Annotated in this window: 22 protein-coding genes and 7 pseudogenes; 21 read left to right on the forward strand and 8 right to left on the reverse strand. The window is 30.4% G+C overall.

Annotated elements, in window-relative coordinates:
- Positions 1-104: 104 nt before the first annotated feature.
- From JJC03_RS18770 to JJC03_RS08545, 6 genes and pseudogenes are all read right to left on the reverse strand, one after another.
- Positions 105-409, reverse strand: a pseudogene (locus tag JJC03_RS18770) (rhodanese-like domain-containing protein).
- 62 nt (positions 410-471) lie between these two features.
- Positions 472-2,228, reverse strand: a pseudogene (locus JJC03_RS08525) (aromatic amino acid hydroxylase).
- 70 nt (positions 2,229-2,298) lie between these two features.
- Positions 2,299-2,682 (reverse strand): group III truncated hemoglobin, encoded by a 384-nt coding sequence (locus JJC03_RS08530; RefSeq protein WP_088398463.1) that lies wholly within the window; start codon positions 2,680-2,682, stop codon positions 2,299-2,301.
- 98 nt (positions 2,683-2,780) lie between these two features.
- A pseudogene (locus JJC03_RS08535) lies at positions 2,781-3,310 on the reverse strand (DUF4136 domain-containing protein).
- A gap of 71 nt (positions 3,311-3,381) precedes the next feature.
- Complete coding sequence (gene hutU, locus JJC03_RS08540) at positions 3,382-5,367, reverse strand: urocanate hydratase (RefSeq protein ID WP_088398461.1); 1,986 nt, start codon at positions 5,365-5,367, stop codon at positions 3,382-3,384.
- A 73-nt stretch (positions 5,368-5,440) separates the two neighbouring features.
- Positions 5,441-5,638 carry a C1orf53 family protein gene (locus JJC03_RS08545; protein ID WP_235873060.1) on the reverse strand — a complete coding sequence of 66 codons (198 nt, stop codon included), beginning with the start codon at positions 5,636-5,638 and terminating at the stop codon, positions 5,441-5,443.
- 27 nt (positions 5,639-5,665) lie between these two features.
- Between JJC03_RS08545 and JJC03_RS08550 the strand changes: the two genes are divergently transcribed.
- Positions 5,666-5,953, forward strand: a complete 288-nt coding sequence (locus tag JJC03_RS08550) for a hypothetical protein (protein ID WP_374226213.1) — start codon at positions 5,666-5,668, stop codon at positions 5,951-5,953.
- Between the two features lie 34 nt (positions 5,954-5,987).
- Here JJC03_RS08550 and JJC03_RS19480 read toward each other — a convergent pair whose 3' ends face one another.
- Both JJC03_RS19480 and JJC03_RS08560 read right to left on the reverse strand, forming a co-directional pair.
- The gene (locus JJC03_RS19480; RefSeq protein WP_508623376.1) at positions 5,988-6,260 is read right to left on the reverse strand and encodes a DUF8694 domain-containing protein; all 273 of its coding nucleotides are present in this window, start codon (positions 6,258-6,260) and stop codon (positions 5,988-5,990) included.
- 48 nt (positions 6,261-6,308) lie between these two features.
- Positions 6,309-10,411 (reverse strand): annotated as a pseudogene (locus JJC03_RS08560) (RemA C-terminal-like gliding motility protein); the annotation flags it as partial.
- Positions 10,412-10,721: 310 nt separating this feature from the next.
- On the opposite strand from JJC03_RS08560, the pseudogene JJC03_RS08565 reads away from it, so the two are divergent.
- The 20 genes and pseudogenes from JJC03_RS08565 to JJC03_RS08640 all read left to right on the forward strand — a co-directional run bounded on the left by JJC03_RS08565 (position 10,722) and on the right by JJC03_RS08640 (position 26,769).
- Positions 10,722-11,645 (forward strand): annotated as a pseudogene (locus JJC03_RS08565) (1-aminocyclopropane-1-carboxylate deaminase/D-cysteine desulfhydrase).
- Positions 11,646-11,767: 122 nt separating this feature from the next.
- Positions 11,768-12,709, forward strand: coding sequence for a glucosaminidase domain-containing protein (locus JJC03_RS08570; RefSeq protein ID WP_235873063.1), 942 nt, complete (start codon positions 11,768-11,770; stop codon positions 12,707-12,709).
- 124 nt (positions 12,710-12,833) lie between these two features.
- A complete protein-coding gene (hemL, locus tag JJC03_RS08575; RefSeq protein WP_088398455.1) occupies positions 12,834-14,120 on the forward strand; it encodes a glutamate-1-semialdehyde 2,1-aminomutase in 1,287 nt (428 codons plus the stop codon).
- 147 nt (positions 14,121-14,267) lie between these two features.
- Positions 14,268-14,750 (forward strand): c-type cytochrome, encoded by a 483-nt coding sequence (locus JJC03_RS08580; protein ID WP_088398454.1) that lies wholly within the window; start codon positions 14,268-14,270, stop codon positions 14,748-14,750.
- A gap of 8 nt (positions 14,751-14,758) precedes the next feature.
- Positions 14,759-16,732 carry a Sec-dependent nitrous-oxide reductase gene (gene nosZ, locus JJC03_RS08585; RefSeq protein WP_235873064.1) on the forward strand — a complete coding sequence of 658 codons (1,974 nt, stop codon included), beginning with the start codon at positions 14,759-14,761 and terminating at the stop codon, positions 16,730-16,732.
- Positions 16,733-16,826: 94 nt separating this feature from the next.
- Positions 16,827-17,414: a hypothetical protein gene (locus JJC03_RS08590; RefSeq protein ID WP_235873065.1), complete on the forward strand. Its 588-nt coding sequence runs from the start codon at positions 16,827-16,829 to the stop codon at positions 17,412-17,414.
- 97 nt (positions 17,415-17,511) lie between these two features.
- Positions 17,512-17,829 (forward strand): nitrous oxide reductase accessory protein NosL, encoded by a 318-nt coding sequence (locus JJC03_RS08595; protein WP_235873066.1) that lies wholly within the window; start codon positions 17,512-17,514, stop codon positions 17,827-17,829.
- Positions 17,799-19,040, forward strand: coding sequence for a nitrous oxide reductase family maturation protein NosD (locus JJC03_RS08600; RefSeq protein WP_088398450.1), 1,242 nt, complete (start codon positions 17,799-17,801; stop codon positions 19,038-19,040). The genes JJC03_RS08595 and JJC03_RS08600 overlap by 31 nt, the downstream gene beginning before the upstream one ends.
- A complete protein-coding gene (locus JJC03_RS08605) occupies positions 19,037-19,756 on the forward strand; it encodes an ABC transporter ATP-binding protein (RefSeq protein WP_088398449.1) in 720 nt (239 codons plus the stop codon). Before JJC03_RS08600 ends, JJC03_RS08605 begins: the two co-directional genes overlap by 4 nt.
- A 199-nt stretch (positions 19,757-19,955) precedes the next feature.
- The gene (locus JJC03_RS17685; protein WP_258930436.1) at positions 19,956-20,303 is read left to right on the forward strand and encodes an ABC transporter permease subunit; all 348 of its coding nucleotides are present in this window, start codon (positions 19,956-19,958) and stop codon (positions 20,301-20,303) included.
- 8 nt (positions 20,304-20,311) lie between these two features.
- Positions 20,312-20,527: a hypothetical protein gene (locus JJC03_RS17690; protein ID WP_258930437.1), complete on the forward strand. Its 216-nt coding sequence runs from the start codon at positions 20,312-20,314 to the stop codon at positions 20,525-20,527.
- Between the two features lie 28 nt (positions 20,528-20,555).
- Positions 20,556-20,999, forward strand: a complete 444-nt coding sequence (locus tag JJC03_RS08615) for a CopD family protein (protein ID WP_235873067.1) — start codon at positions 20,556-20,558, stop codon at positions 20,997-20,999.
- A gap of 287 nt (positions 21,000-21,286) precedes the next feature.
- A complete protein-coding gene (locus JJC03_RS08620; protein ID WP_123867137.1) occupies positions 21,287-21,655 on the forward strand; it encodes a hypothetical protein in 369 nt (122 codons plus the stop codon).
- 101 nt (positions 21,656-21,756) lie between these two features.
- Positions 21,757-22,032 carry a hypothetical protein gene (locus JJC03_RS17695; protein WP_258930442.1) on the forward strand — a complete coding sequence of 92 codons (276 nt, stop codon included), beginning with the start codon at positions 21,757-21,759 and terminating at the stop codon, positions 22,030-22,032.
- Complete coding sequence (locus JJC03_RS17700; RefSeq protein ID WP_258930444.1) at positions 22,029-22,232, forward strand: hypothetical protein; 204 nt, start codon at positions 22,029-22,031, stop codon at positions 22,230-22,232. The genes JJC03_RS17695 and JJC03_RS17700 overlap by 4 nt, the downstream gene beginning before the upstream one ends.
- A gap of 8 nt (positions 22,233-22,240) precedes the next feature.
- The gene (locus JJC03_RS17705) at positions 22,241-22,660 is read left to right on the forward strand and encodes a FixH family protein (RefSeq protein ID WP_258930446.1); all 420 of its coding nucleotides are present in this window, start codon (positions 22,241-22,243) and stop codon (positions 22,658-22,660) included.
- A 6-nt stretch (positions 22,661-22,666) separates the two neighbouring features.
- Positions 22,667-24,650, forward strand: a pseudogene (locus JJC03_RS19140) (TonB-dependent receptor plug domain-containing protein).
- Between the two features lie 22 nt (positions 24,651-24,672).
- The gene (locus JJC03_RS17720) at positions 24,673-25,161 is read left to right on the forward strand and encodes an MbnP family protein (RefSeq protein ID WP_258930451.1); all 489 of its coding nucleotides are present in this window, start codon (positions 24,673-24,675) and stop codon (positions 25,159-25,161) included.
- Complete coding sequence (locus tag JJC03_RS18775) at positions 25,161-25,271, forward strand: MbnP family protein (protein WP_309597794.1); 111 nt, start codon at positions 25,161-25,163, stop codon at positions 25,269-25,271. The genes JJC03_RS17720 and JJC03_RS18775 overlap by 1 nt, the downstream gene beginning before the upstream one ends.
- A gap of 455 nt (positions 25,272-25,726) precedes the next feature.
- Positions 25,727-26,769: pseudogene (locus JJC03_RS08640) on the forward strand (cytochrome-c peroxidase).
- Positions 26,770-26,786 lie beyond the last annotated feature (17 nt).

Genomic DNA, 26,786 nt, shown 5'->3' on the forward strand with positions numbered 1-26,786 from the left:
TGGGATTTTTTTATTTTTGAAAAAATTAAAAGGCTATCTAAAAAATTAGATAGCCTTTTGTTCCAAAAAAACTAATAATGTGGTATTTTTTGATATGAAGAAAATTATAGCTTATTTTGTAAACTATCCCAACTCCCGCCGTTTATACACTTAACATTGTGGTGTTTAAGTATAGAAACTGCTTGACCACTGCGCATACCACTACGGCAGCAGACAATTACAGGCTTATTTAACTTTTTGATGTTTTCTATTTCTTTCTCAACGGTATCAAGAGGTATGTTTTTGATCCCGATATGTGTCCTGATGCGTATTCGTTAGATGTTCTTACATCTATTATTATTGCTTCTTTATTAATAAAGTCTTGTAGTTCATTCTTTTTATCGAATCCTAGAAAGCTAAAAAAGCCCATACTTCTTGATTTTTTATCAAATGTATGAGCTCTTATTTTATTTTTGTGTGACAAAAGTTACATTACAAAGAAACTTTTTCAAAAATGAGATCTAAACCATTTTGAATGAGTTTTCTTACCTCTGGTTTACGAATTTTAACACTTTCTAAATGGTTTAATATTTTGCTGACTAGTTCATTATGGTTTTCTCTATGGGCTATTTCAGTAATTTCTATTGCTAAAAGCCAGTCATTAGGATGATTACTAGTTAAAATGCCAAAGATTTCTTTTAGTGTTATAGTAGTATTTTTTCTTTCTCTGATATTTCGGACACTTAGGTATAGTTCTTCTAATTCTTCTCGTTCAGGTGATTTTTGTTGTTTGATTGTTTTAGTTGAGGGGACATGGCTAATCATATCGAAACTATTTACATCTGCTGGACCTGAAAAAGCGGAAATGATTTCTTTTCCTACTGCCATGTCGTAAATTCCCCATTCAGGCTGGAATAATATCTGATCTTTATGTGTAACAGTGCAATTTTTGAATTTAATAATTAATATTTTACCTTGTATATTACGTGTTCCTGTAATTATTTCTCCTTTAACTTTTATATCTCCTTCAAATTCTAAGGTAATTTGTTCTCCTTCGTAAATGTCATAAGCACGTAAATCACGAGGGCTCATATCTTCAATCGCAAGATTAATCCCTTTTAATTTACCAATAGGAGAACCAAACCCTTCAGTATGGTATTCTGTGCCGTGACCTACAAGTTCTTTTTCGCGATATGATAAAGCTGTTTTTCCTATTGATTGAATATAAGCAGGTTTGCCTTCATTTTCTATCACATTTGTAAAAATACCTGAAATTTGTAAACCAGTACTTAATTCAATAGTGCCTAATGCTTTTGAGTTGATTAATTTTTGTATGCCAGATAAACCTCCTGTTCGTAATGCCATTTTGTTAGCAAATTCTTCTAGTACTAAACTTAAATGGGCAAAATCAGGAGTTACATATAATTGAGGCTGTGGTTTTGTAATGTCAAAACTTTGATTAGCGGCAGTTAGGTCATAAGGTATTTTTTTACATTATCAGTCATGCACCATTCACTTTCGCCTATTGAAGAGAGTAGTCCTGCTCCGTATATTTTAGGGTTTTCAACACTTCCAATCAGACCGTATTCTACTGTCCACCAATGTAAATTTCTAATTTGGGCCATTTCAGAAGGTTCTCCCATATTGTTTTGAAGGAAGTCAACATTTTCTTCTGCTTTTTTGATATCTGTTTCTGATGTGTTTTCAGCTTCTTTTAGGATAGAAAGTAAGCGGATGGCTTCGTATAATTCATAATCTCTTGCTGAGGAAATGGCTTTACATCCAATTTCTCCAAAGCGTCTTAAATATTCGGCGTATTCTGGATTGGCAATAATAGGGGCATGACCTGCTCCTTCGTGAATAATATCAGGAGCTGGGGTGTATTCTATATGTTCTAATTGGCGGATATCACAAGCAATAACTAATACGTTGTAGGCTTGAAATTCCATAAAAGCACTAGGAGGGATAAATCCATCTACCGCTACAGCTGCCCATCCAATTTCTTTTAAAATACGATTCATTCCATACATATTAGGAATGTTTTCTGTATCTATTCCCGTTTGACGTAAGCCTTCTAGATAAGATTCATGAGCAACTTTTGAAAGATAATCAACATTTTTGCGCATTACGTAACGCCATACCGCTTGATTAATAGGAGTATAATCCTGATAATTTTGAGGGATGATGAATTGTTTTAAATGTTCAGGTAATCGGTCGATTAAGGGATTGGTTTCAAAATGAGCTTCCATATCTTAATTAGTTGTTTGAGCAAAAATAAGCCTTTTTGTGACGAATTTAAAATTTAAAATAATGATGGTGCTATAATAACGGTTTATGATTGGCTTTTTTGAAATATTCAATTTTATATTCAAATAACTCTGCCATTTTTCCAGCTCTCCATTTGGCTTCATTAGCTTTTTCTCCTGTAAATAAACTATCGACTGTTTTTTTAAATAATTCCATCCAGCGATCAAAATGAATTTTTTCCAATGGCATTTTAGCATGAGGAGGGAAAGGAGTGCCAGAATAGGAGTGAACTTCTAATAAGATTGTTTCCCAAAAGGTATACATTTTGTTTAAATGAGGAGTCCAATCTTTGATAGCTCCGTTAAAAATGGGGCCTATTAAAGTATCTATTTTAGCGTTGTTATAAAAAGTATTTACTAATAGCTCTATATCGGATCTATTTTGAATATCTTTCATTTTATACTGTAATTTGGGTAAAGGTATTGGGTTGTTAATAAAAAAAGACTGATAAATGTTAGTTCTAAAAATAAATGCTCCAATTAAGGAGCATTTATTTAATTTTTTATTTGTGGAGGGTATTTTTCAAGTATTCTAGATACAAATTCTTTAATACGGGCATCTTTTTGTTAACATCTTCTGTTAGTTGTCCAGATCCTTTTCCTTGCCAGATTAGTTCTTTTGTTTTGGCATCTATTACATCAATGATTAATGTGCCTTCTATAGATGTAATAGGCATTGAATAACTAAAACTTCCCCACCAAGGATTATTCCATCCCATGTTCCATCCCCAGTTATTGTTATAATAATCTACGCGTTCTTTTTCTTTTGTGAAAAAACTGATTAGGATATCTGCATTTTCAGATTTGGTAAAACCTTTTGCTGTTAAGGTTTCATCTAGAGCGTATAAAATTCTTTTTTTGTCTAGATCAGATATTTCTGCTTTATCAATACCACTTTTCAGGTATGCAAAGGTTTTGTACTGGTCAAAACGAGCTCTTTTGTCATAATCAGTATTTACGTGTACTGAACTACATGCTGTAAGAATAAAAAATCCGAATAGTGTTAGTAATTTTATCGTTTTCATAATACTGGAAATTTTAAATGGGTGTTATAAAATTACATCAAAAAATATACCAAAATAAATGTTTTTAACTTTTATAATAGAGTGTCGTCAACGATATTAGGAAGGGTTACTTTTAATAAAGGTTCTTGTTCCATAGCGCGTTTGATAGCAAAGATAGCACCTTCATTTCGAGCCCAACTTCTTCTTGAAATGCCATTGTTAACATCCCAGAAAAGCATTGATTTTAATCGTCTTTCGCTGTCTGCAGAACCGTCTAATAGCATACCGAAACCACCATTTATTACTTCTCCCCAGCCTACACCACCACCGTTGTGAATAGATACCCAGGTAGCACCGCGAAAACTATCACCTATAACATTATGAATGGCCATATCTGCTGTGAATCTTGAACCATCGTAAATATTAGAGGTTTCTCGGTAAGGTGAGTCAGTACCTGAAACATCATGATGATCACGTCCTAGTACGATAGGTCCAATTTCTCCTTTGTTGATTGCGTTGTTAAATGCTTGTGCTATTTTAGTACGACCTTCTGCATCTGCGTACAAAATACGTGCTTGTGAGCCTACTACTAATTTGTTTTGCTGTGCTCCTTTAATCCATTGAATATTGTCTGCCATTTGTTGTTGGATTTCTTCAGGAGCATTTTTCATCATTTCTTCTAAGATTTGACAAGCAATATCGTCTGTTTTTTGTAAATCTTCTGGTTTTCCAGAAGTACATACCCAACGGAAAGGACCAAAACCATAATCAAAACACATGGGACCCATGATATCCTGAACGTAGGATGGATATTTAAATTCTCGGCCTAAAGTTGGATTTTCAGCCATAATATTAGCACCAGCACGTGATGCTTCTAAAAGAAAAGCATTTCCATAATCAAAAAAATAGGTTCCTTTTTCAGTGTGTTTATTAATGGCTTCGGCATGACGGCGTAATGTTTTTTGGACTTCTAATTTGAATTCGTCAGGGTTGTTGGCCATCATATTATTTGCTTCCTCAAAAGAAATACCAACGGGGTAGTAGCCACCAGCCCAAGGATTGTGTAATGAGGTTTGGTCTGAGCCTAAGTCAATTTGTAAGCCTTCTTCATAAAAACGTTCCCATACATCTACTACATTTCCTAAATAAGCTAGGGAAACTACTTCTTTAGTTTCTAATGCTTTTTTAACACGAGAAATTAATTCATTCATGTTTTCGTGAATTTCGTGAATCCAGCCTTGTTCATGACGTATTTTGGTTATTTTAGGGTTTACTTCTGCACAAACAGTTACACAACCGGCAATAGTTCCTGCTTTTGGTTGAGCTCCGCTCATTCCTCCTAATCCAGAGGTGACAAATAATCCGCCATTAGGATTTTTTTTAATTTTTCTAAATCCATTTAAAACAGTAATGGTAGTGCCATGTACTATTCCTTGAGGACCAATATACATATAGCTTCCTGCTGTCATTTGCCCGTATTGTGTTACGCCTAAAGCATTAAAACGTTCCCAATCATCAGGTTTAGAGTAATTAGGAATCATCATACCGTTTGTAACTACTACTCTTGGAGCGTCTTTATGAGAGGGGAATAATCCCATAGGATGACCTGAGTACATAACAAGTGTTTGCTCATCTGTCATTTCGGCTAAATATTTCATTGTTAGCCTATATTGAGCCCAGTTGCTAAAAACACCTCCATTGCCACCGTAAGTTATTAATTCGTGAGGATGTTGAGCTACAGCATAATCCAGATTATTTTGAATCATAAGCATAATGGCTTTTGCTTGTAAGCTTTTACCTGGATAGTCCGTAATAGGTCGAGCTTTTATTTCATAATCAGGACGTAAACGATACATATATATACGTCCATATTTTTCTAATTCTTCTTTAAATTCTGGAATTAGTTCAGCATGCTGGTTAGGCTCAAAATAGCGAAGAGCATTTTTTAAAGCTAACTTTTTTTCTTCTGTAGTTAATATTTCTTTACGCTTTGGAGCGTGGTTAATTTGAGATTCATACGTTTTTGCTTGTGGTAAGATTGTAGGAATTCCTTCTGCTATTTGTTCTTGAAATGTCATTTTGTTTAGCTTTAAGCTTTATGCTATAAGCAATAAGCAATTTTTATTGTGTTTTTTTAAAATTTTAGAATTATTAGATATGCCAAAAAGGGTTGGTTTTTTTTATTATTCCGGTTTTTTTATCAAATCCATAAGGACAATGACGGCATCCACTTTTGCAACAATAACCCCGTTTTAAATGGTATTTTTCTGTGAAGCATTTATATCCTTCAGGAGTATAATAAAAATCTTCACCTTCTTTTAAATTATTTGGATTTAAATCATTGTTCATGCGCACAAATTTATCAAATTTGTATATATGTTTTTTATAGTATCTAAATATTTAACACCTAAGGGATTTCGTGGAATTACTTTTTTTCCATTTGTTTTTATGCGAAAGGAGGACGATAGAGCTGATGTATGTTTTATAAATCATGAAAGAATTCATATACAGCAACAAAAGGAGATGTTGTTGTTTTTATTTTTTATTTGGTATGGAATAGAGTATTTGTTTCGATTATTACAGTTTAGAGATAAAAGGAAGGCGTATTATAATATTTCATTTGAAAGAGAGGCATATAAAAAGAAAAAGACCTCCACTATTTAAAGAGGAGGTCTTTTTGGGCATTTTTACAATATGTTTAGTATATTACTTTTTTAGTTATTATAGCTCCGTTTTCGAGCATTATTTTTACTAATATCATACTTTGAGTGTTTTTAAGATTAATTAAAGATTCCATTTGATTAATGTCTTTTGCTTCAATCAAAGTTTTTCCTAAAACATCATAAATTTCAATGTTTTTTAAATTGAATAATTCTGATTTGATATGTAATTCATTAGTTCCATAAATAAAAACACTATTCTTATACTCTGAATCGTTATTAGATAATGTTTCGTTCGTATATTTAATTATAAAACGTGTTTTAAATAGTCCTTTTTCACTTGTAAAAGAGTAGGGGCTAGTTGTTAAATCATGTGTTGTATTTGTTAATAAATCTTCTATATATATTTTCTGATTATTAGTTTTGAATATACCGTCTACTTCTGATATAGCAAATTTATAATTACCATTTGCTGGTACTTGATATCCTATGTTGAATTTATCATTTATGTCAAAAGGGCCTTTACCTTGTATAACGTATGCGTCATTATCTAGTAATGAAAAGGCTTTTAAAGGTGCTTCATAATCAGTTTTAGCATCAAATAAGAAATCTTTTTCTGCTGTTGCATCTTCTGTGTAACCAATTAAAAAACGGTCACTACTTGAAGTGTTATCAACTAGATCAATCCAAATTCGATCTGTTTGTTTTTCTTTTTATTATCAGTTGTTCTGTAAAATTGACTATTATTATACGCTCTATTTAAATCGTCAGTTCTCATACTGTTTTTAAAAGTGATGTTAGCTGTTAAGGCATTGCCATCTTTCATCTTTACTAAAAATCCTTGTCCTGCAGCTATTTTTCCATTAAATCCTGTATCAGCACCAGTACTACTCCCTATACTAGATCCTAATTTAGTGTAGGTTAGATAGTCACTATAAGAATAGTTACTAGAAAAGTTTTGATAAAAAGGAGATGGATTACTGTTAGATATTGTTCCTTTATGAGTCCAAATTTGTATTCCTCCTTCTAAAACTGATTGATTTTCAGTTAAAAACTCAATAGCATCTATGGCTGAAGGATAAGGATTTCCAATTAAGTTTAAATTGTCATCTAAATTAGTTATAATGCGTCCTGTAGATCCTCTGTAATCACTTCCTATATAGGGACCACGAGCGATCGTTTTAGTAATGATACCATTTCTTGGTGCTCCTGTAAAGGTCGTTGAAAAAGTAGGGTTATTATTTGCTACTCTGATAATATATCCTTTACCTGCTTGCATGTTTTCGGTTGTGTTAAACCAATTTCCAAAACCAAAACCATTAGGATTTGGATAATCTGTTACCCAATGATAAATTTTGCTAGTCAGACTGTTAGGTGATACGCTGGTTACTGGGAAATTGTTTACGGGAGAAGACCAATAAATATAATCAAGAGCTTTTAAGCCTATTGCTGTTCTATCCATGGTGAAAGTTCCAGAAATTGTGTTAGCAGGAGATGGATTGTCATTTTTTTGTACAAAATTAGCGTTATTACGAACATTGAAGACACCTCCATTTTTTATATCCATCCAGTCCGTAATGATTAAGTTGTTATCTGCTTGTAATTCTAAGTCTCCTGTAGATTTAATGGTTAGGTTTTTTCCATAACCACTATATGCTGTACCTATAATTTTTGCTGTACTAGGAATAATAACACAAGTAGTAGCATCTGGCACAAAAGCGGGAGCCCAGTTTCCTGCTATATCCCAATTGTTATTTATGGTTCCTTTCCATGTACGGGTAGTATTTGTAATACTAATTGGTACGGTAGATACACATCCATTTGGGGTTAATGATTTTACAGATGTTGACCAAGAAGGAGATTCCATTGCTAAACCATTTGGTGCAAAGTAAATAGAGCTTACATTTTGGTTTGTGTAAGGAGTATCGCCTACATTGTCGTTGTTTGTGTCAATGTATACTATACCTGACGAGTTGTTCCATAAGTAGTTTGGTATAAAAGGTTTTGTTGCATTTATGTATACATCATCAATTGCCCAACCTTCTGCCCAAGTTCCTTTGTATTCAAATTTTATTGAGAGGTTTTGAATGCCAACAGGTAGTGAATAACTCGCAGATGTAAAAGAATGTGCTAAGCCTTGATCCGAATTATACATTATTAATAATGTCCAATGAGAGCTATTAGCAGGATCTGGGGAGGCAAGTGTTGAATAATAAACAGCTGCTGTGTCTGTATTGTCAAAATCAGAGTAATAGTGTCTAAAACTTAGAGTAGCAGTAGTACATCCAACAGTTGAAACAGTGTTTTTTGTGATCATTCTACTAGTCATTGTCAGATTATAGTAATCAGATGTGGTTAAAGCAAATCGATCATCTATATTTCCTGAACTAATAGCGGGTTTGAAAACAGTTGTACTAATAGGTACAGAAGGACTTGGGTATAATTTCCAAGTAGCATTAGTGTAGCTAGTATTATTTAGCGTTTGTGTTACTCGAAAGTTTGTGTCTGAAATATCTAATTCAGAAAATGTTTCTGTTAATAAATTAAATTTAGTTTCACCAACGGTTGCTGTTATTTTTACTTGAGAATTTTCTCCACAAATAGTGGGAGCTGAAGCCGCTACATTGATTTCGGTTGTTGATTTTATTTCGGCATCTACAAAAGTGTTATAGTAACTTTGACATGTTCCATTATAACCTTTAACAATGTATGTTTTACTAGTGTTTAATGATGGGGTTATCCATGTAGTCGTAGCTTGTCCAGAAACTATTGTACTTGGGCTAGTTCCTTCTAAAATATTAGTTACGGAATCATACCATCTGAATTCTGTAATATCTGTTGTTCCGTATGCTTGTAAGGTAACAGGACCAGCTCCACAACTAGTTCCAGAAGTAGCAGCATTAATTTTAGCAGAACAGTCAGCCAATATCGTTATTGTATAATCTTCGGTTTCTCCTCCACTATAATTATTACAAGGATCTAGAGTATTTGATGAAAAAGTTCTAATTCTAAGTGTATAAGTACCAGCTGGTATTGTGTGAGGGATTGTAAAACCTAATGTGTTTTTAAGTTCCGTGTATATACTACCAGTAGTATAAACTAATTCATTAGTGTTGTTAAAAAGACCATCTTTGTTATTCCAATCAATCCATATTCTTATAGTTTGACTATTGGGTTTGTCAGGTAGAGTGGCTAATAAATTAACTCCTCCTCCTTGTATTTGAGTAAATAAATTAATGTGTCTATAATTTCCGTAACCTCCAGGAGAATAACCTGTGTTGTTGTTAGCATATGTAGTTACAGTGCCTACAGATTCTAAACTATTTATATATCTATTACTACTAGAAGATGAAGGGGTGCAATATGTGAAATTTGTAGTTGTAGTTGTAGATGCTGATAATGGGTTAGTTGTGTTATATTTAGGTCCTCCAGTACAGCTTGTATTATTATAAGAGAAAATATGATAATAATAAGATGTAGAGGTAATTAATCCGCTATCATTAAAAGAAGTATTAGAGTCAGTGTCTATTACGACATAATTTGCACCTAAAGCGGTAGATCCTATTGGATAAAACGTTCCATTGATCGGATTTGGTTTTATACTTGTATTAGAGCGTACAACTAGATAACTGTTAGGAGAAGGGCTTGCAGCTGCAAAATTTCCTGCTATTGTTGTAGTACCAGGTGTCAGAACAAGAGCAGAAGGTTGAGCAGTAGGGGTTAAACAAGTTTGAATAGGAGCCCATGTAAAGGTTAATCCATTAGATGGAGCACTTGAACCGTTTGTTGTACAGGAATCAGTATTAAAGGTTCCTTTTGTTGTTGTTAAAGCCCAATTTGAGTGATTTGTTTTATTTCTATTATTGAAATCAGTATTAGAGGTTCCTCTTAGTCCAACTTCAACATTTATATTTTCAGTTGTAGTGGTACCAGTTGGAGAGCAAATTCCATAAACAACAGATATAGTATTAGTTGTTTCATATAATTTTATTTGGAAATCAAAATTTCCATTTCCACTATATCTTCTGGCATCATCCCATTGAATGGTAAATATTCTATAAGGAGCAGTTCCTGTTGTTGAATAAGTTATAGCTTTTGTTCCACCATCAATTAAGTCTGCTCCAATTGCACTAATAGCCCCTGTGTAACTAATAGTTGATGATATAGGGTTGTACAAGGAATTGGTAGGGCTTGTAGAGCCAAATGTAATGAAACCATTACTGCTAATAGTACAAGCAGTATAGTTTGAATTGTTAAAATTAAAAGTAAAACCAATGGGTATGTTGGGAACTGTATTCTCATCCCATCCAGGGTTCATTGCTGCTGTACCTGATATAGAAACATATGTTCCGTTGCTTTCTGAAAAGTTATAGGATGATACTTGCCCTCTATTTTCAACTATAAATAGAACTAAAAATACTAGAAGGAATAAATCATTCTTTATTCTGTAAAATTCTTTCATAAATGTTTGCTTTTTTGGAGATATTTACTTATATTATAGTCGGTATAGCGGTAAAATTATACTTTGTTGTAGTTATATCCAATTTATTTAAGTAAAAAATAGTGCTTTGTCGATTTTTTTCTACAAACAAGACCTTGAATTTGTTTAATTTTATCATGTTGTTTTTTCGTAAAAAGCCATACAAATACTGGGATTTGTTTAATTTTTAAAGGTATTTTTGTGAATTTTTCTTTTTGTATAAAAATTCTTATATTATAATTAAATTAAAAAACCTAAATTCTTAATATCTAAAATAATATACCTTTGTGGAGTGAATAGTTTAATCCAAAAAATAAATATTGCCTTACCACAAGAAATTACGCTTTTTATAAAGCGTGAAGATCAAATTCACCCTTTTGTTTCTGGAAATAAATACCGAAAGCTTAAGTATAATTTGCATTATTTAGAGAAAAATCATTGTGATACATTAGTAACATTTGGAGGAGCTTTTTCAAATCATATTGTAGCTACTGCCTTTGCTTGTAAAGAAAAAGGAATAAATTGTGTAGGTATAATTAGGGGAGAAGAACTTTGGAAAGAAATAAACAACAATCCTACTTTACGATTTGCTCAAAAATGTGGAATGAAATTTGAGTTTATAACTAGAGAGCAATATCGAGATAAAGAAAATATAGATTTTAAATACTTTATAGAGTCTAAATATGGTAGTTGTTATTGGTTGCCAGAAGGAGGAACGAATGAATTAGCAATCAAAGGATGTGAAGAGATTCTTAATTCTTCTGATCAGTGTTATGATTATATATGTACAGCAGTAGGTACAGGAGGAACTATTTCAGGGATAATTAACAGTGTTTTATCTCATCAAAAAGTATTAGGTTTTCCTGCGTTGAAAAGTGATTTTTAAAAAAAAGAGGTACAGTCATTGTGCTTAAATAAAAATCAATGGGATATGATAAATGATTATCATTTTGGAGGATATGGAAAAGTAACAGAGGAATTAATTCGTTTTCTAAATGATTTTTATGATAAAACGACTATACCTTTAGATCCAGTGTACACAGGTAAAATGTTGTTTGGTGTAATAGATATGATTAATAAAGGATATTTTGAGCCAAAAACAAAAATTTTAACTATTCATACAGGTGGCTTACAGGGTATAGAAGGTATGAATCAGTTCTTATTTAAAAAAAATAAAACACTCATTCATTATGAAGATAGTTTAAAAAATCAATAATTTTGAGCTTTACTTTAAAAATGAATCTAGATCAATCCGATCAGAATGAAATTTTATAAATAGAATAATTAAAAGAGTTCATTTAGATTATATAATCGAAGAATATAAAATAAAGTTACTCCATGAAAAAAATAATATATTTTCTTTTATCGATTTTTTTAGTTAGTTGTGGAACTTCCAAGCCTAAGATTCAGACTACTAAAAAAGTAGTTCATACGACTCCACAAAAAAAAGGAACTCAAAATGAAAAAATAATAAATAATAGTCAAAATATTAGTAATTCAGAAGAATTAGTAGCAACCTCAAGAGTTAAGGTAACTCCTGAAATTGTAAATGGATATGTCTTACAATTTAAAGATGTTGCTATGAATAATATGAAAGAACATAAAGTACCTGCTAGTATCATTTTAGCACAAGGTATTTTAGAGTCAGGAGCAGGTACAGGATCGCTTTGTCGTACTGCTAATAATCATTTTGGGATTAAATGTCATAAAGAATGGACAGGAGATTCTGTTCGTTATGATGACGATGCTGCTCAAGAATGTTTTAGGAAATATGAAAACCCATCTCATTCTTATCGTGATCATTCATTGTTTTTAACATCACGATCTTGGTATGCACCCTTATTTAAACTTGATCCTTATGATTATAAAGGATGGGCATATGGACTAAAAAAATCAGGATACGCAACAGATCCTAAATATCCAGAAAAACTGATATCTATTATTGAACGTTATAAACTACACGAGTACGATTCTAAAGTTTTAGGTTTTGTTTTTGTCCCTTCTGTAAAAACAGAAAATCTTATAAAAGAACCCAAACCATCTGGACAACCATTTATAGTAAAAGAAGTAACCTCAGAAGTAAAAGATACAGTAAAAGTTTTAACAAATTCGAATACACTATCTGAAAAGCCTACTAAAGGAACTACTCATACTGTGTTACAAGGAGAAACTTTGTATGCAATTTCAAAAAAATACAATACAACGGTAGAACAAATTCGTCAGAAAAATAACATGATAGATAATGCAATAGCTATCGGACAAGTATTAATAATTTTTTAAACATAATTTCCTGTTGTATGCTGCATTTGTTATTGTGAGTTAAAGAAATACAAATAAATTAAATTTATCTCAGAATGATAGTGTGTTGTTTCCATCAGGATCATATATAAATATCAGGAACAAAATGATTTATCAAAGAAGCAGTCAGTTATTTCAGGAAGCGGCAGAAGTTATTCCAGGAGGAGTTAACTCACCTGTTCGCGCTTTTAAGTATGTAGGGGGTACCCCTATTTTTGTGAAAGAAGCCAAAGGTGCTTACTTATATGACGAAGATGGTAATCGTTTAATCGATTATATCAACTCTTGGGGACCAATGATTTTAGGTCATGCGTATCAACCTGTTGTGCAGGCGGTAATAGAAAAAGCTCAAAAAGGAACTTCCTTTGGTATGCCTACTGAGTTAGAAACACAAATAGCAAAACTAGCAGTTTCTATGGTGCCTAATATTGATAAAATCCGATTTGTTAATTCTGGTACAGAAGCATGTATGAGTGCTATTCGTTTAGCGCGTGGTTTTACAAACCGTGATAAAATAATCAAATTTGCAGGTTGTTATCATGGACATTCTGATTCATTTTTAATTCAAGCGGGTAGTGGAGCTATAACTTTTGGTTCACCTAATAGTCCAGGTGTAACACAAGGAACAGCTCAAGATACATTATTAGCAAATTACAATGATCTTGAGAATGTAAAAACTTTATTAGAAGCAAATCAAGATCAAATAGCTGCTATTATTATAGAACCAGTTGCAGGTAATATGGGGTGTGTACCACCTAAAGAAGGTTTTTTACTAGCATTAAGAGAACTTTGCGATATTCATGGAACTTTACTCATTTTTGATGAAGTAATGACAGGATTTCGTTTAGCAAAAGGAGGAGCTCAAGAACTATTTAATATAAAAGCAGATATTGTTTGTTTCGGTAAAGTAATAGGAGGAGGATTGCCAGTTGGTGCTTTTGCTGCACGAAATGAAATTATGAATTATTTAGCACCATTAGGACCTGTTTATCAAGCAGGAACATTATCTGGGAATCCATTAGCTATGGCTGCAGGGTTAGCTATGTTAGAAGCTTTAAATCAAGATGATAAAATTTTTAATCGGTTAGATGAAAAAACAGCTTATTTAGAAAAAGGTATTCGTGAAGTATTAACTAAAAATAATATTCTTTATACAATTAATCGTGTAGGCTCTATGATTTCAGTTCATTTTGATGAAGCTGAAGTTTTTGATTTTGAAACATCTAAAAAAGGAGATAATCAATATTTTAAAGATTTCTTTCACGGATTAGTAAAAGAAGGTGTTTATATTGCACCTTCAGCTTATGAAACATGGTTTATAACTGATGCGTTAACTTATGAAGATTTAGATTACACCATTCAAGCTATTGATAGAGTTACAAAAAGCTTATAAGTAATTACTTGTATATAAAAAAAGTCCGATGATTCATCGGACTTTTTTTATATACAAAAATATAATACTTCTTTTTATGATTAGAGTCATAAGAGATAATATATGTTCGTAGGAAATTTGCATAATAATTATAAATAATGAAAAATTATGAAACGAATTTCATTAATCATTTTAGGTTTAACAATCCTGTTTTCATGTGGTAAAAAAGATAGTAAAACTGAAGATTTTTCAAAATCAACAGGAGAACAAGTAAATAAAAAAGAATCAAGTTCAGATGTCTCTTCATATGATCCTAATAGAGGGGAAGGAAAGTTTGATAAAATTGAGTTAGGGGCATTAGATCCTACAAAAGCGACTGATGGAGAAAAAGTCTCTGCAATAAAATGTGTTTCTTGTCATAAAACTACAGATGAAAAACTAGTAGGGCCAGGGTGGAAAGGAGTGACAGAAAGAAGAAAACCAGAATGGATAATGAATTTTATAACAAATCCAGATCCAATGATTGATAAAGACCCAGAACTTCAAGCTCAATTAGAAATTTGTTTGGTAAGAATGCCAAATCAAGGTTTGACAGATGATGAAGCGAGAAATATTTTAGAATATATGCGCAAAAATGATGGCGTTAAATAAAGTGAATTATGTATAAGAATATTTCAAAAATAGGATTGTTAATTTTAGTTGCAGGAAGTGTTTTTTCCTGTAAGCCTAAAAATTCAGGTGATGCTGTAAGTGGTAATGCCGCTCAAAAAGCTTACGTGGCACCAGGTAAATATGATGAATTTTACAACTTTGTTTCGGGAGGATTTAGCGGACAACTTAGTGTATATGGATTACCAAGTGGTAGATTATTTAGAGTAATACCAGTATTTTCTGTAGACCCAGAAAAAGGATGGGGATATAGTGAAGAAACGAAACCAATGTTAAATACATCTAATGGATTTGTACCATGGGATGATTTACATCACACTGAATTATCTCAAACAAATGGAGAGGTTGATGGACGTTGGGTATTTGGTAATGCTAATAATACACCTCGTATTGCCCGTATTGATTTAAAAACTTTCAAAACAGCTGAAATAATTGAATTACCAAATTCAGGAGGAAATCACTCATCTCCTTTTATTACAGAAAATACAGAATATGTTGTAGCAGGAACCCGATTTAGCGTGCCAGCAGATTATTCAGATGGAGATGTTGAAATTAATACTTTTAAGAAAAACTTTAAAGGTCATATAAGTTTTGTAAAAGTAGGTAAGGAAGGAGGTATGGATTTAGCTTTTCAAATTGTAACTCCTGGTGTTAATTTTGACTTATCTCATGCAGGTAAAGGAAAATCTCACGGATGGTTCTTCTTTTCTTGTTATAATACAGAGCAAGCTAATACATTATTAGAAGTTAACGCGTCTCAAAAAGATAAAGACTTTATAATGGCAGTAAACTGGAAAAAAGCGGAAGAATATCTAAAAGCAGGTAAAGCTAAAAAACAAAATGTTAAGTACGCTCATAACAAATGGAATGAAAAAACACATTCTGCCAGTTCAGAAATTAAAAACGAAGTATTCGTTTTAGATGCAGCAGAACTAAAAGATATTTGTTATATGATTCCGTGTCCTAAATCTCCGCATGGTTGTGATGTGGATCCTTCAGGAGAATATATTGTAGGTTCAGGAAAATTAGCTGCTCTAGTACCTGTATTTAGTTTTGATAAAATGATAGATGCTATTAACAATAAAAAGTTTGAAGGAGCATTTGGAGGGATTAATGTAATAAAATATGAGGCAGCTTTACACGGAGAAGTACAAAAGCCAGGTTTGGGACCCCTTCATACAGAGTTTGATGGTAGAGGAAATGCTTATACCACATTCTTTGTCTCATCAGAAGTCGTAAAATGGGATCTGAAAACATTAAAAATATTAGATAGGGTGCCTACTTATTATTCTGTAGGACACTTATGTATTCCTGGAGGAGATAGTAAAAAACCTTTTGGTAAATATTTAATAGCTTATAATAAAATTACAAAAGATAGATATTTACCAACTGGACCAGAATTAGCACAATCTGCACAAATATTTGATATTAGTGGAGATAAAATGCAAATGATCCTAGATTTTCCTACTATAGGAGAACCTCATTATGCTCAAGCTGCACCAGTAGATCTGATTAGAAATAATGGACAGCTCAAGTTTTATAAAATAAATGAAAATAACCATCCTTTCGTTACAAAAGGAGAAAAAGAGGCTAAAGTTGTAAGAAAAGGGAATGTAGTTCATGTGTACATGACATCTATCAGATCACATTTTGCACCTGATAATATTGAAGGAATAAAATTAGGAGACGAAGTCTATTTTCATGTAACTAACTTAGAGCAAGATTGGGATGTCCCTCATGGTTTTGCAATCAAAGGAGTAGATAATGGAGAGTTACTTATTATGCCTGGCGAAACTACTACCTTAAAGTGGATTCCTAAACGAGTAGGTATTTATCCTATGTATTGTACTGATTTTTGTAGTGCCTTACATCAGGAAATGCAAGGATATGTAAGAGTATCTCCCGCAGGTAGTAAAGTGCCTATCACATATAGTGTAGGAACTAATTTACCTAACACAAAATAAAATTCTTTTGTAAAACTGTCTAAGTTATAGAGGGCTTAGTAATAAAAATCTATTATTTAGACAGTTTTTATTATTATTCTAATAATTTTTCAGAATGAAAACTCAAAAGTTATCATTAATATCAAAAGTACTTCTAATAACCATATCCGTACTTTTTATATTATCTGTTTTCTTCCCATTATGGCAAATACAACTTGACGCACCTCAATATCCAGAAGGATTAGTATTAAGATTATATGCTTATAAAATTGGAGGTGATGTAGAAATAATAAATGGTCTAAATCATTATATTGGAATGGCAACCCTTCATACAGAAAACTTTTTTGAATTTTCCGTTCTCACGTATATTCTAGTAAGTTTTGGATTAGTAGCATTGTTACTATTATTACTAGACAAAGTAAAATACATATTCATCTTTTTAATACTCTATATCGTATTTATAATACTATCAGCTATTGATTTTTATCGTTGGAATTATGAATATGGACATAATTTAGATCCTAATGCAGCCATAAAAGTGCCAGGAATGGCGTATCAACCACCTCTGATAGGTTATAAACAATTATTAAATTTTGCTGCTTATTCTATTCCAGATATTGGAGGTTGGATGCTAGCAATGGTCGGGATTTTGTTACTTTTCATTCTTATTAAAGAAAAAAATACTAGATATGTTGAACTATAAATTTTTATTATTATTTAGTTTTGTCCTCTTTTTGTCCTGTGGGTCAGATAAGCCACAACCTATAAAATTAAATATAGACCAGTGTGAATCCTGTAAAATGACCATTTCAAATCCTCAGTTTTCTAGTGAAATTATCACCGAGAAAGGAAGATGTTATAAATTTGACGATATATTCTGCTTGCTTCAGTATATTAATAATACAAAAGTGAAAGTAAAAACTATATACGTATCAGATTATTCAAATAAAAATATGATTCCTATAGAAGAAGGTTTTTTTCTAAAGCATGAACAGTTTAATAGTCCTATGAATGGCAATATAGCATGCTTTTCAGATTTAAAAGAAACTAAAAAATATCAAACAGAACTTCATACAGATGTATTAAATTGGAAACAATTAACTCAAATATACAAATAAAAATACTAGCTATTTTAGCCTTAATTTATTTTCAAAATTCTTTTGCAAAAACAATTATAGTTACTCATTCAATAAAAAAAGCCATTCAACGAAGTGTAGATAATGATACTATTATTGTTCCTAAAAAAATATACAGAGAAGGAAATATATTAATTAATAAGAAGATTGTCTTGATAGGTAAAGATTTTCCCGTTATTGATGGTCAAAATAAATTTGAAATATTTTCAATTAATGCGGACAATGTAGTTATAAAAGGTTTTAAGATAATTAATTCAGGTTTTGCAGCACTTAATGATCCTTGTGGAATTAAGATATATGATCAAGAAAATATTATCATAGAAAATAATATTTTAGATAATAATTTTTTTGGAATTTATATTCAGAATGGAAAAAACTGTCAGATTAAAAATAATAAAATAAAAGCTTATGGTAAGGAAGAACAATTAATAGGAAACGGAATTCATTGTTGGAAAAGTCAAAATTTAAAAATTATAGGTAATATTATAACTGGACATAGAGACGGTATATATTTTGAATTTGTTACCAATTCTGTTATTTGGAGAAATATTTCAAATAATAATATTCGTTACGGCTTACACTTTATGTTTTCTAATGACGATGCTTATATTACAAATGTTTTTAAAAATAATGGAGCAGGAGTAGCGGTAATGTTTACCAAAAATGTTAAAATGTTTAATAATTATTTTGAGGAAAATTGGGGCGATTCTGCTTATGGTTTATTGTTAAAGGAAATTTCGGATAGTTATATCTATAATAATAAATTTTTAAGTAATACATCAGGAATTTACATGGAAGGTACCTCACGTATTTTAGTAGAGCAAAACCAATTTAAAAGTAATGGTTGGGGAATGAAAATACAAGCCAGTTGTATGGATAATGTAATAACCAATAATAATTTTATTAAAAATACATTTGATATAAGTACTAATGGAAGTTTAGTTCTTAATACTTTTAATAAGAACTATTGGGACAAATATGAAGGATATGATATTAATAAAGATGGTTTAGGAGATATTCCGTATCATCCACTCAGCCTATTTGCTGTTTTAACAGAAAATACACCATCAGCAATGTTATTGTATAGGAGTTTTATGATTACACTTTTAGATAAATCAGAAAAGATTTTACCTACAATTACACCTGATAATTTTGTTGATAAAAGCCCTTTAATAAAATCCTTACCCTTATGATCATAATTGATAATTGTACTAAAAAATTTGGCAAACTAGAAGTGTTAAAAAATATATCTATAACCTTGAAAAAAGCAGAATGTATAGCACTTATAGGACCAAATGGTTGTGGAAAAACAACTTTAATTAAATCAATATTAGGGATGGTAATTCCTGATTCAGGAGACATTTCTATACATAATAAATCAATTAAAAAAGATTTTTTATATCGAAATAGCATAGGATATATGCCTCAAATAGGCAAATACCCAGAAGGATTAACTATAGGCGAAGTTATAAAAATGATCAAACAGTTAAGAAATTCAAAACAAGAATTAGACGAAGAGTTATTTTATGCGTTTGAACTTCAAAAAATGTTAGACAAGCAAATGAATACATTGTCAGGAGGAACTACACAAAAAGTAAGTGCTGTTTTAGCCTTTTTATTTAATCCTGATATTTTAATTTTAGATGAACCAACAGCCGGTCTTGATCCTCTAGCATCTGAAATATTAAAAGAAAAGATACTAAAAGAAAAAGAAAAAGGGAAACTCATAATTATAACTTCTCATTTATTAAGCGAGTTAGATGATTTAATTACCAATATTGTTTTTATGCAAGAAGGAAAAATACAATTACATAAAACTATTAGCGAATTAAAAAAACAAACAAACGAAGATAAAATTAGTAAAGCAATTGCAAAAATACTAAGACAAAATCAACATGTTATACATTAGAAGATGAATTCATTGATAAAAATAATTATAAAAGATATCTATAAAAACAAAATTATATTAGCCTATACTATTATTTTATCTATCTTAAGTTGGAGTTCATTTTTTTTTAGAAGATAATTCTTCAAAAGGAATACTAACTATATTAAATGTAATTTTATTTACAGTCCCTCTTGTATCTATTTTATTTGGAACCCTATACTTGTATAATAGTTCTGAATTTATAGAATTATTATTGAGTCAACCAATTAAAAGAGAAAATATTTGGTGTAATTTATATTTAGGAATATCTTTTTCTCTAGGAATGGCCTTTTGTATAGGAGCCGGAATACCTTTGCTGATAAACTCACCTAATAGCGTAGGAATAATGATGCTAATTGTTGGTGTTTTAATATCTATAGTTTTTGTTTCTCTAGCCTTTTTGAGCACAATTTTTACCAGAGATAAAGCAAAAGGAATAGGTTTAGCAATTATGATATGGCTATATTTTTCAATTTTATTTGATGGATTAGTTCTTTTTTATTATTTCAATTTTCAGAATACCCAATAGAAAACACAATGGTTGGGATTACGGTATTTAGCCCAATTGATTTGGCACGTATTCAGATTTTATTATACCTAGATGTTTCTGCTATGATGGGATATACAGGTGCTATTTTTAAAGATTTCTTTGGAACAACATTAGGGCTGATACTCTCATTTTTATTCCTTTTTCTCTGGGCTTTTATACCTTTTATGATTTCATTGAAAAAATTCAAAAACAAAGATTTATGATCATTAATTTAAAATTAAATACTAATATATGTTACATCATTTTTTACTAATAATTCATTTATTAGCAGCTAGTATTTGGGTAGGGGGACATTTAATTTTATCAATTAGATATTTGCCAAAAGCACTAAAAAAACGAGATATTCAAATAATTAAAGATTTTGAAAAACATTATGAGCCTATAGGTCTTCCCGCTTTATTGTTTTTAGTAACTACTGGGATACTAATGGCTTATCAATATAATATAACTTTTACAAATTGGTTTTCCTTTCAAACGAATATTGAAAAGATCGTATCAATTAAATTACTATTACTCTTATTAACCTTAGTTCTTGCTATTCATGCGCGATTATTTATTATACCTAAATTAACTCCAGAAAAAATAATTTTAATGGCTATTCATATCTTACTAGTAACAATAATAGGAGTAAGTATGTTAATCTTAGGAAGCTTTGTTCGATTAGGAGGGCTTTAACTCTAGTTTTTAATTTACATGATTTTATAATTACTTAATTTTTAAAATAATTTACAGTTTAATTAAAAAGGATAGTTGATTTATTTAAAATATAATGTTAAATGACAAATATCATAGCTAATTAACTAATATAGATGTATATTTGTGTTCATCTCAAACGTCAAAAAAGAGATTGTATCTAAATTTAGATTTTTTTCTTTACTCAATACATTTCATAAGTTAAAACGAAAAAATCAAAATTGTTTGTAATAAAGCTTGTGTAAATTATATAAATTTGCGCTTTAATAATGAGGAAATTATACATTATATTAGCTTTTTCAATACTGTTGCGACCTGTTATGCCAGTTATTGATTATGTAGTAAATTATGACTACATAACGAAGGTATTGTGTGTAAATAAAGATAAACCCATATTAAAATGTAATGGAAAATGTCACTTAATGAAAGAGCTAGCAAAAGCCTCTGAAAGTGAAAAACCCGTACCAGATAAAAAGAATGTTTTTTTAGAACAATATGAAATATTATTTATTCAAGCCATTTTTGAGTTTGAATCTGTAAAACGTATTTATAAACAAATTCATCCATTTGATAATTATATGAATTTGTACCAACTTCTTGATAAAAGATTTATTCTAAAACCACCTATCTTTAGATAATCATTTACTATGTTGATTTTCTCTAATCACATATATATGCTATACTATAATTAGCATTGTTTTCTCGCGCCTTGCGTAAAAATAATTTATTAAAGAAGACTATGAAATTTCTAAAGTATTGGAGTATTGTATTAATATATACAATGACTTCTTGTACATTGGAAAAAACAGATTATGAAGCAGAAATAGCAACTGTAGTAACTGAATATGCCACTTTTAAAGAAGTTACTTCTTTAAAAATAGGTAATTATGATGTTTGTGTTGAAGCACTTAATGGAACTTTTTATAAAGGATATAATGAGATTCATATAAAGGTTTTTGATCATGATACAAATAAAGCAGTTCTACCTACTTCAGTATCTTTTTACCAATTATGATATCGGCAAATGACAAAAAAACATCTTGTCCTCATCAGTATAATATGATATATAAACCTGTAGAAGGATACTTTACGGGATATTCTGTTTTTACAGATCAAAGCAATAAAGGAGTTTGGCAAATACGTGTTGATATTACTATTAATAATCAAAAATATATGGTATTCAAACCCTATCAGTTCTTCCTCAAAAAAATATGAATCTAAACATGACTACTTTTATAGGAAATGATGGAGAAGAGTATTATATAGCTTTAGTTGCCCCACAAAAACCAAAAGTAGCAGAAAACACTATAATAGCAGGAATATATAAGTATAATAAACCTACAGCTATAGAACCTTATGAATATTCTTTTACTGAAGTTAAAAATTATACTTTAAAAATAGATCCAAGAATGCCAGAACCTTCTATGGGAAATCATTCATCTCCTAATAATAAGGATTTATTACAGGAAAACGATGGATTTTATCATGGTATCGTTAATTATACAATGACAGGTAATTGGACACTCAACTTTATATTGTTAGATTCTACAGGAAAAGTCATAAAAGGAACTAGTGTTCCAGAAGATTTTACACCAGGTATTCTAGGTTTAAAAAGTACACTTTTTATTGATATCTTATTCTAATAACCAATGAGAAAAATGTTATTACCAATAATTGGTATTTGTTTTTTTGCAAACGCGCAAGGAATACAAGAAAAAAAGGATTCAATAAAAGTTATGAAAGAAATTTATTTGCAAAAATTCAGAAAAAAAAGAAGATTGAAACTGATTTAAAATTAGCCGTTTCAATAGATGAATTTTTAGCTTCTTCAAATAATATTTCTTTTATAAAAAGAGGAGCTTACGCATGGGAACCATTATTAAACAATATGAGTAGTGAGCGTTCTACTATTACTATTGATGGGATGCATATTTTTGGAGCTTGTACAGATAAAATGGATCCAGTTACCTCTTATTTAGAAGTTAATAATTTAGCAACTATTGATATAAAATCAGGGCAACAAGGAGGCTTACATGGAGCAACTGTTGCAGGAAATATTAATCTAGTTAGAAAAAATAGCTCTTTTGCCGAAAAACCCAATATATCTGGGAGTTTTCAAGGGGGTTTTGAATCAAATAATCATCAACTTTTTAATCTAGGAGCTATAGCCTTTACAAATGATAAATTGGTTTTTGATGGTACTATAGCTTATAGAGAAGCTGGAAATTATTTTGATGGGAACAATAATGAAGTAAAACATTCTCAATACTCTAAATTTAATTCCTCATTAGGGGTGGCATATAAAACAGGATTGCTTTCTTCTTTAAAGGTAGATGCTATTTTTGATATGGCCAAAAATGTTGGATTTCCAGCTTTACCTATGGATTTGTATCTTTCAAGAACTTTAATAACATCAGCAGCTTATAAGAAGATTTTTGAAGATAAATTAATTAAAGTATGGGATACTAAAGTCTATTTTAATACCATAGAACACTATATGGATGACACTACTAGACCTGAGAATTTAGTTCATATGGATATGCCTGGCTGGAGTACCACTTATGGATTAGTTTCTAAAATGAACTTAAAAAAAATCAGTTCTCTTCAGAAGTACAACTTAATGGATATAATAATTTATCAATTGCAGAAATGCGAATGTATCCGCAAGATCGTAGTAAAAGGACTATGTTTGCTTATACTTGGCCTTGGGTAACCACAAAATTTGCCAGTTTAGCCATACAAAATTCTTGGGATTTTTCAGATGAACATCAGTTGTCCTTCGGTAGTTCTTTTGGGGTTAATTACAACTTTTCAAAATATGTAGAATTTAACTGGATTTTTTACCCAAATAGTCCCCAAGAAAAAATACGATTTCTTCCTAGTCTTAATCTCAAATATCAATACAAAAAAAATAATTATCATTTTTCTGTAGGTACAGGTTATGGTCATAGAGCGCCCTCTATTTCAGAAGGATATGGATATTATATTTATAATAGTTTTGATAGATACGATTATATAGGAAACCCCAATTTAAAAAATGAAATTTCATATGAAGTAAATGCCAATATAGGGTATAAAAATGATATCATAGGTATAGAATCTAAAGCTAATTATTTTTATATTCAAAACTATATTGTTGGGAAAATTTTGAGTCTAGGAAGTCCTATGAATTATCAGTCTATAGGCGTAAAAGGATATACTTCTTTAGATTATGCAAAACTCTATAATATATCAGTAACAGCCTTTTATTATTTAACAGAACATATTCGTTGGGAAACTTCATTAACCTATGCAAGAGGTCTAGATAGTAAACAAATTAATCTGCCTTTTATTAGACCTTTAACTTATTTAACCTCTTTACAATATAAACATTGCAATTTTGGTCTAAGAACATCTATAAATGGTGATTTAGATCAAATACATTTCAGTTCATTGTATGGAGAGGATAGAACACCTCAATATTTATTATGGAATAGCTCAATGGATTATACAATCCCTTTTGATAGTTATAAAATGACATTACAATTAGGAGCAGAAAACATGCTAAATAAAAATTATAGTACCTATGCTGATTGGGGAAATATTAATCGAATGGGACGGAATATTTTTATCTCATTTAAACTTAATTTTTAAAAAAATAAACAATCTAATTATTATGAAAAATTTTAAAAAATATTATTTACCACTTATTTCATCATTATTCTTTTTATCTTGTAGTAAAGATGATGATCAAAAAATACTACAACCTACTGTACTATCTAATAATCTTACATTAGTTTTTGAAAATAGTTTTAAAAATACGCCAATTATACTTGGAGAGCCAACTTCAGCTACTGTAACTACTAATACTTCTGTAAATAATCAAAAACATCTTTTGAAAGAAGTAAAGTACATCGTTAGTAATATTAGACTTATAGCTGAAGATGGTACAGAAGTTCCCTATAACGTAACAAATTTAGATTTAGGAGCAACTATAATAGACCAAGCAAAACCAGAAACACTAAATTATGTATTATTAAATATTCCTTATGGAACCTATAAACAAATTAAATTTGGATTAGGAGTAAGAAGTGATTTGAATAAAGTAGACCAAACAAAGGCACCTAAATTTTTGCTAATGCAGGAGAAAATAAAACTCAGATGATGTGGGAATGGGGAGCAGGTTATCGCTTTGTGAAAATCGAAGGATATTATGGTGATGAAAATAAAGAACTCTCAATCCATACAGGAAGTACACAAAAAAAAAGATTCTAATGGAAATTTAGTTCAAGGAGTAGATGCTTATCGTGATATAACTTTGCGTTTTCCAAACCAAGCAGTTGTAGGAAAAACAGCAGCAAAAATTACTATAAATGCTGATTTTGATAAATTATTAAGCGGAACAGAGAAAATAACGTTAACAACAGGTACTAAAAGTGGAGATAACGCAACCCCTAATATTCATTCAGCAGTGCAGATGATGCGTTTTGTAAATAATATAGGAGGTAATGGGACAACTGATATTGCAGGAATGTTTTCTGTTACTAAAGTTCAAAACTAAAAAATAATCAGACTGTCTAATCGTTAAAATGAATATTTCGTAATTAATGCTTTATACTTAAAAATGTTAGATCTATTAGTTCTATACTAAATAAGTTAGAGCAAAGTAAATGATTAGATTAAAAAATATTACTTATAAACTTTTAGACAGTCTCCTTTATCCTTTTGAAATGAAATCAAAGAAAAAAATACTAATGATTCTTTTACCCTTTTTATTTTCATGTACTAAGGATAAAGAAATGTATATAGAGCCGATTTCTATTTCTGAAATAAATAATCCAGAACTAATTTTAGAAATACCTCAAAAATTTCCCCCATTCAATAGCTTTTTTTTAAGAAATAAGCCAACAAAATATGGCGTACAATTAGGAGAAAAATTATTTAATGATAAAAGGCTTAGCAAAGATAATTCTATTTCATGTGCAAGTTGTCATATAAAAGAAAACGCATTTACTGATAAAAATCCAAAAGCTATTGGAATTTTAGGACGTATAGGACTTCGTAATACTCCTCCTATTCAAAATCTAGCTTTTATGAACTTTTATATGTGGGACGGAAACGAACTAGAATTAGAACATCAGCCTATCGTACCTATAATTACAAAAGAAGAAATGGGATCCTCTGTCTTAGAAATAATAGCAAAAATTGAAGAAGATAAAGAATACCAATCATTATTCAAGAAAACTTTTGGAGAAGATAAAATTACACAAGAAAAAATATTTAGAAGTATTGCGCAATATGAATATACTTTAGTTTCATCGAACAGTAAATATGATAAAGTAATGAAAAAAGAAGAAGCATTTACTATTAATGAAAAAAAGGATATGAAACTTTTCAAAAAAAATGTATTAACTGTCATTCAACAGAATTATTTACAGACCAGACCTTTAGAAATATAGGCTTTCCTATAAATCCTAATAAAGATGAGGTTGGTAGAGCTAGAGTAACAGGTAAGGATCAGGATGTACAAGCATTTAGAGTCCCTTCTTTAAGAAATATAGAATATACTGCTCCTTATGGAAGTTTTGGTCAGTTTGCTTCATTGAAAGATCTCTTAGATTATTTTGATAAAGGTGTTTTAAATGCTGATAATTTAGATGCCATTTTAAAGAATAATGGAAATAAAATTTCATTAACAGAAGAAGAAAAAATAAATCTAATTCATTTTATGAAAACATTAAGTGATCAGATATTTATTAAAAAAAGTGAGTAAAATTTTATAAAAAAATA

The sequence above is a fragment of the Flavobacterium oreochromis genome (assembly GCF_019565455.1).
Classification (GTDB): Bacteria; Bacteroidota; Bacteroidia; order Flavobacteriales; family Flavobacteriaceae; genus Flavobacterium; species Flavobacterium oreochromis.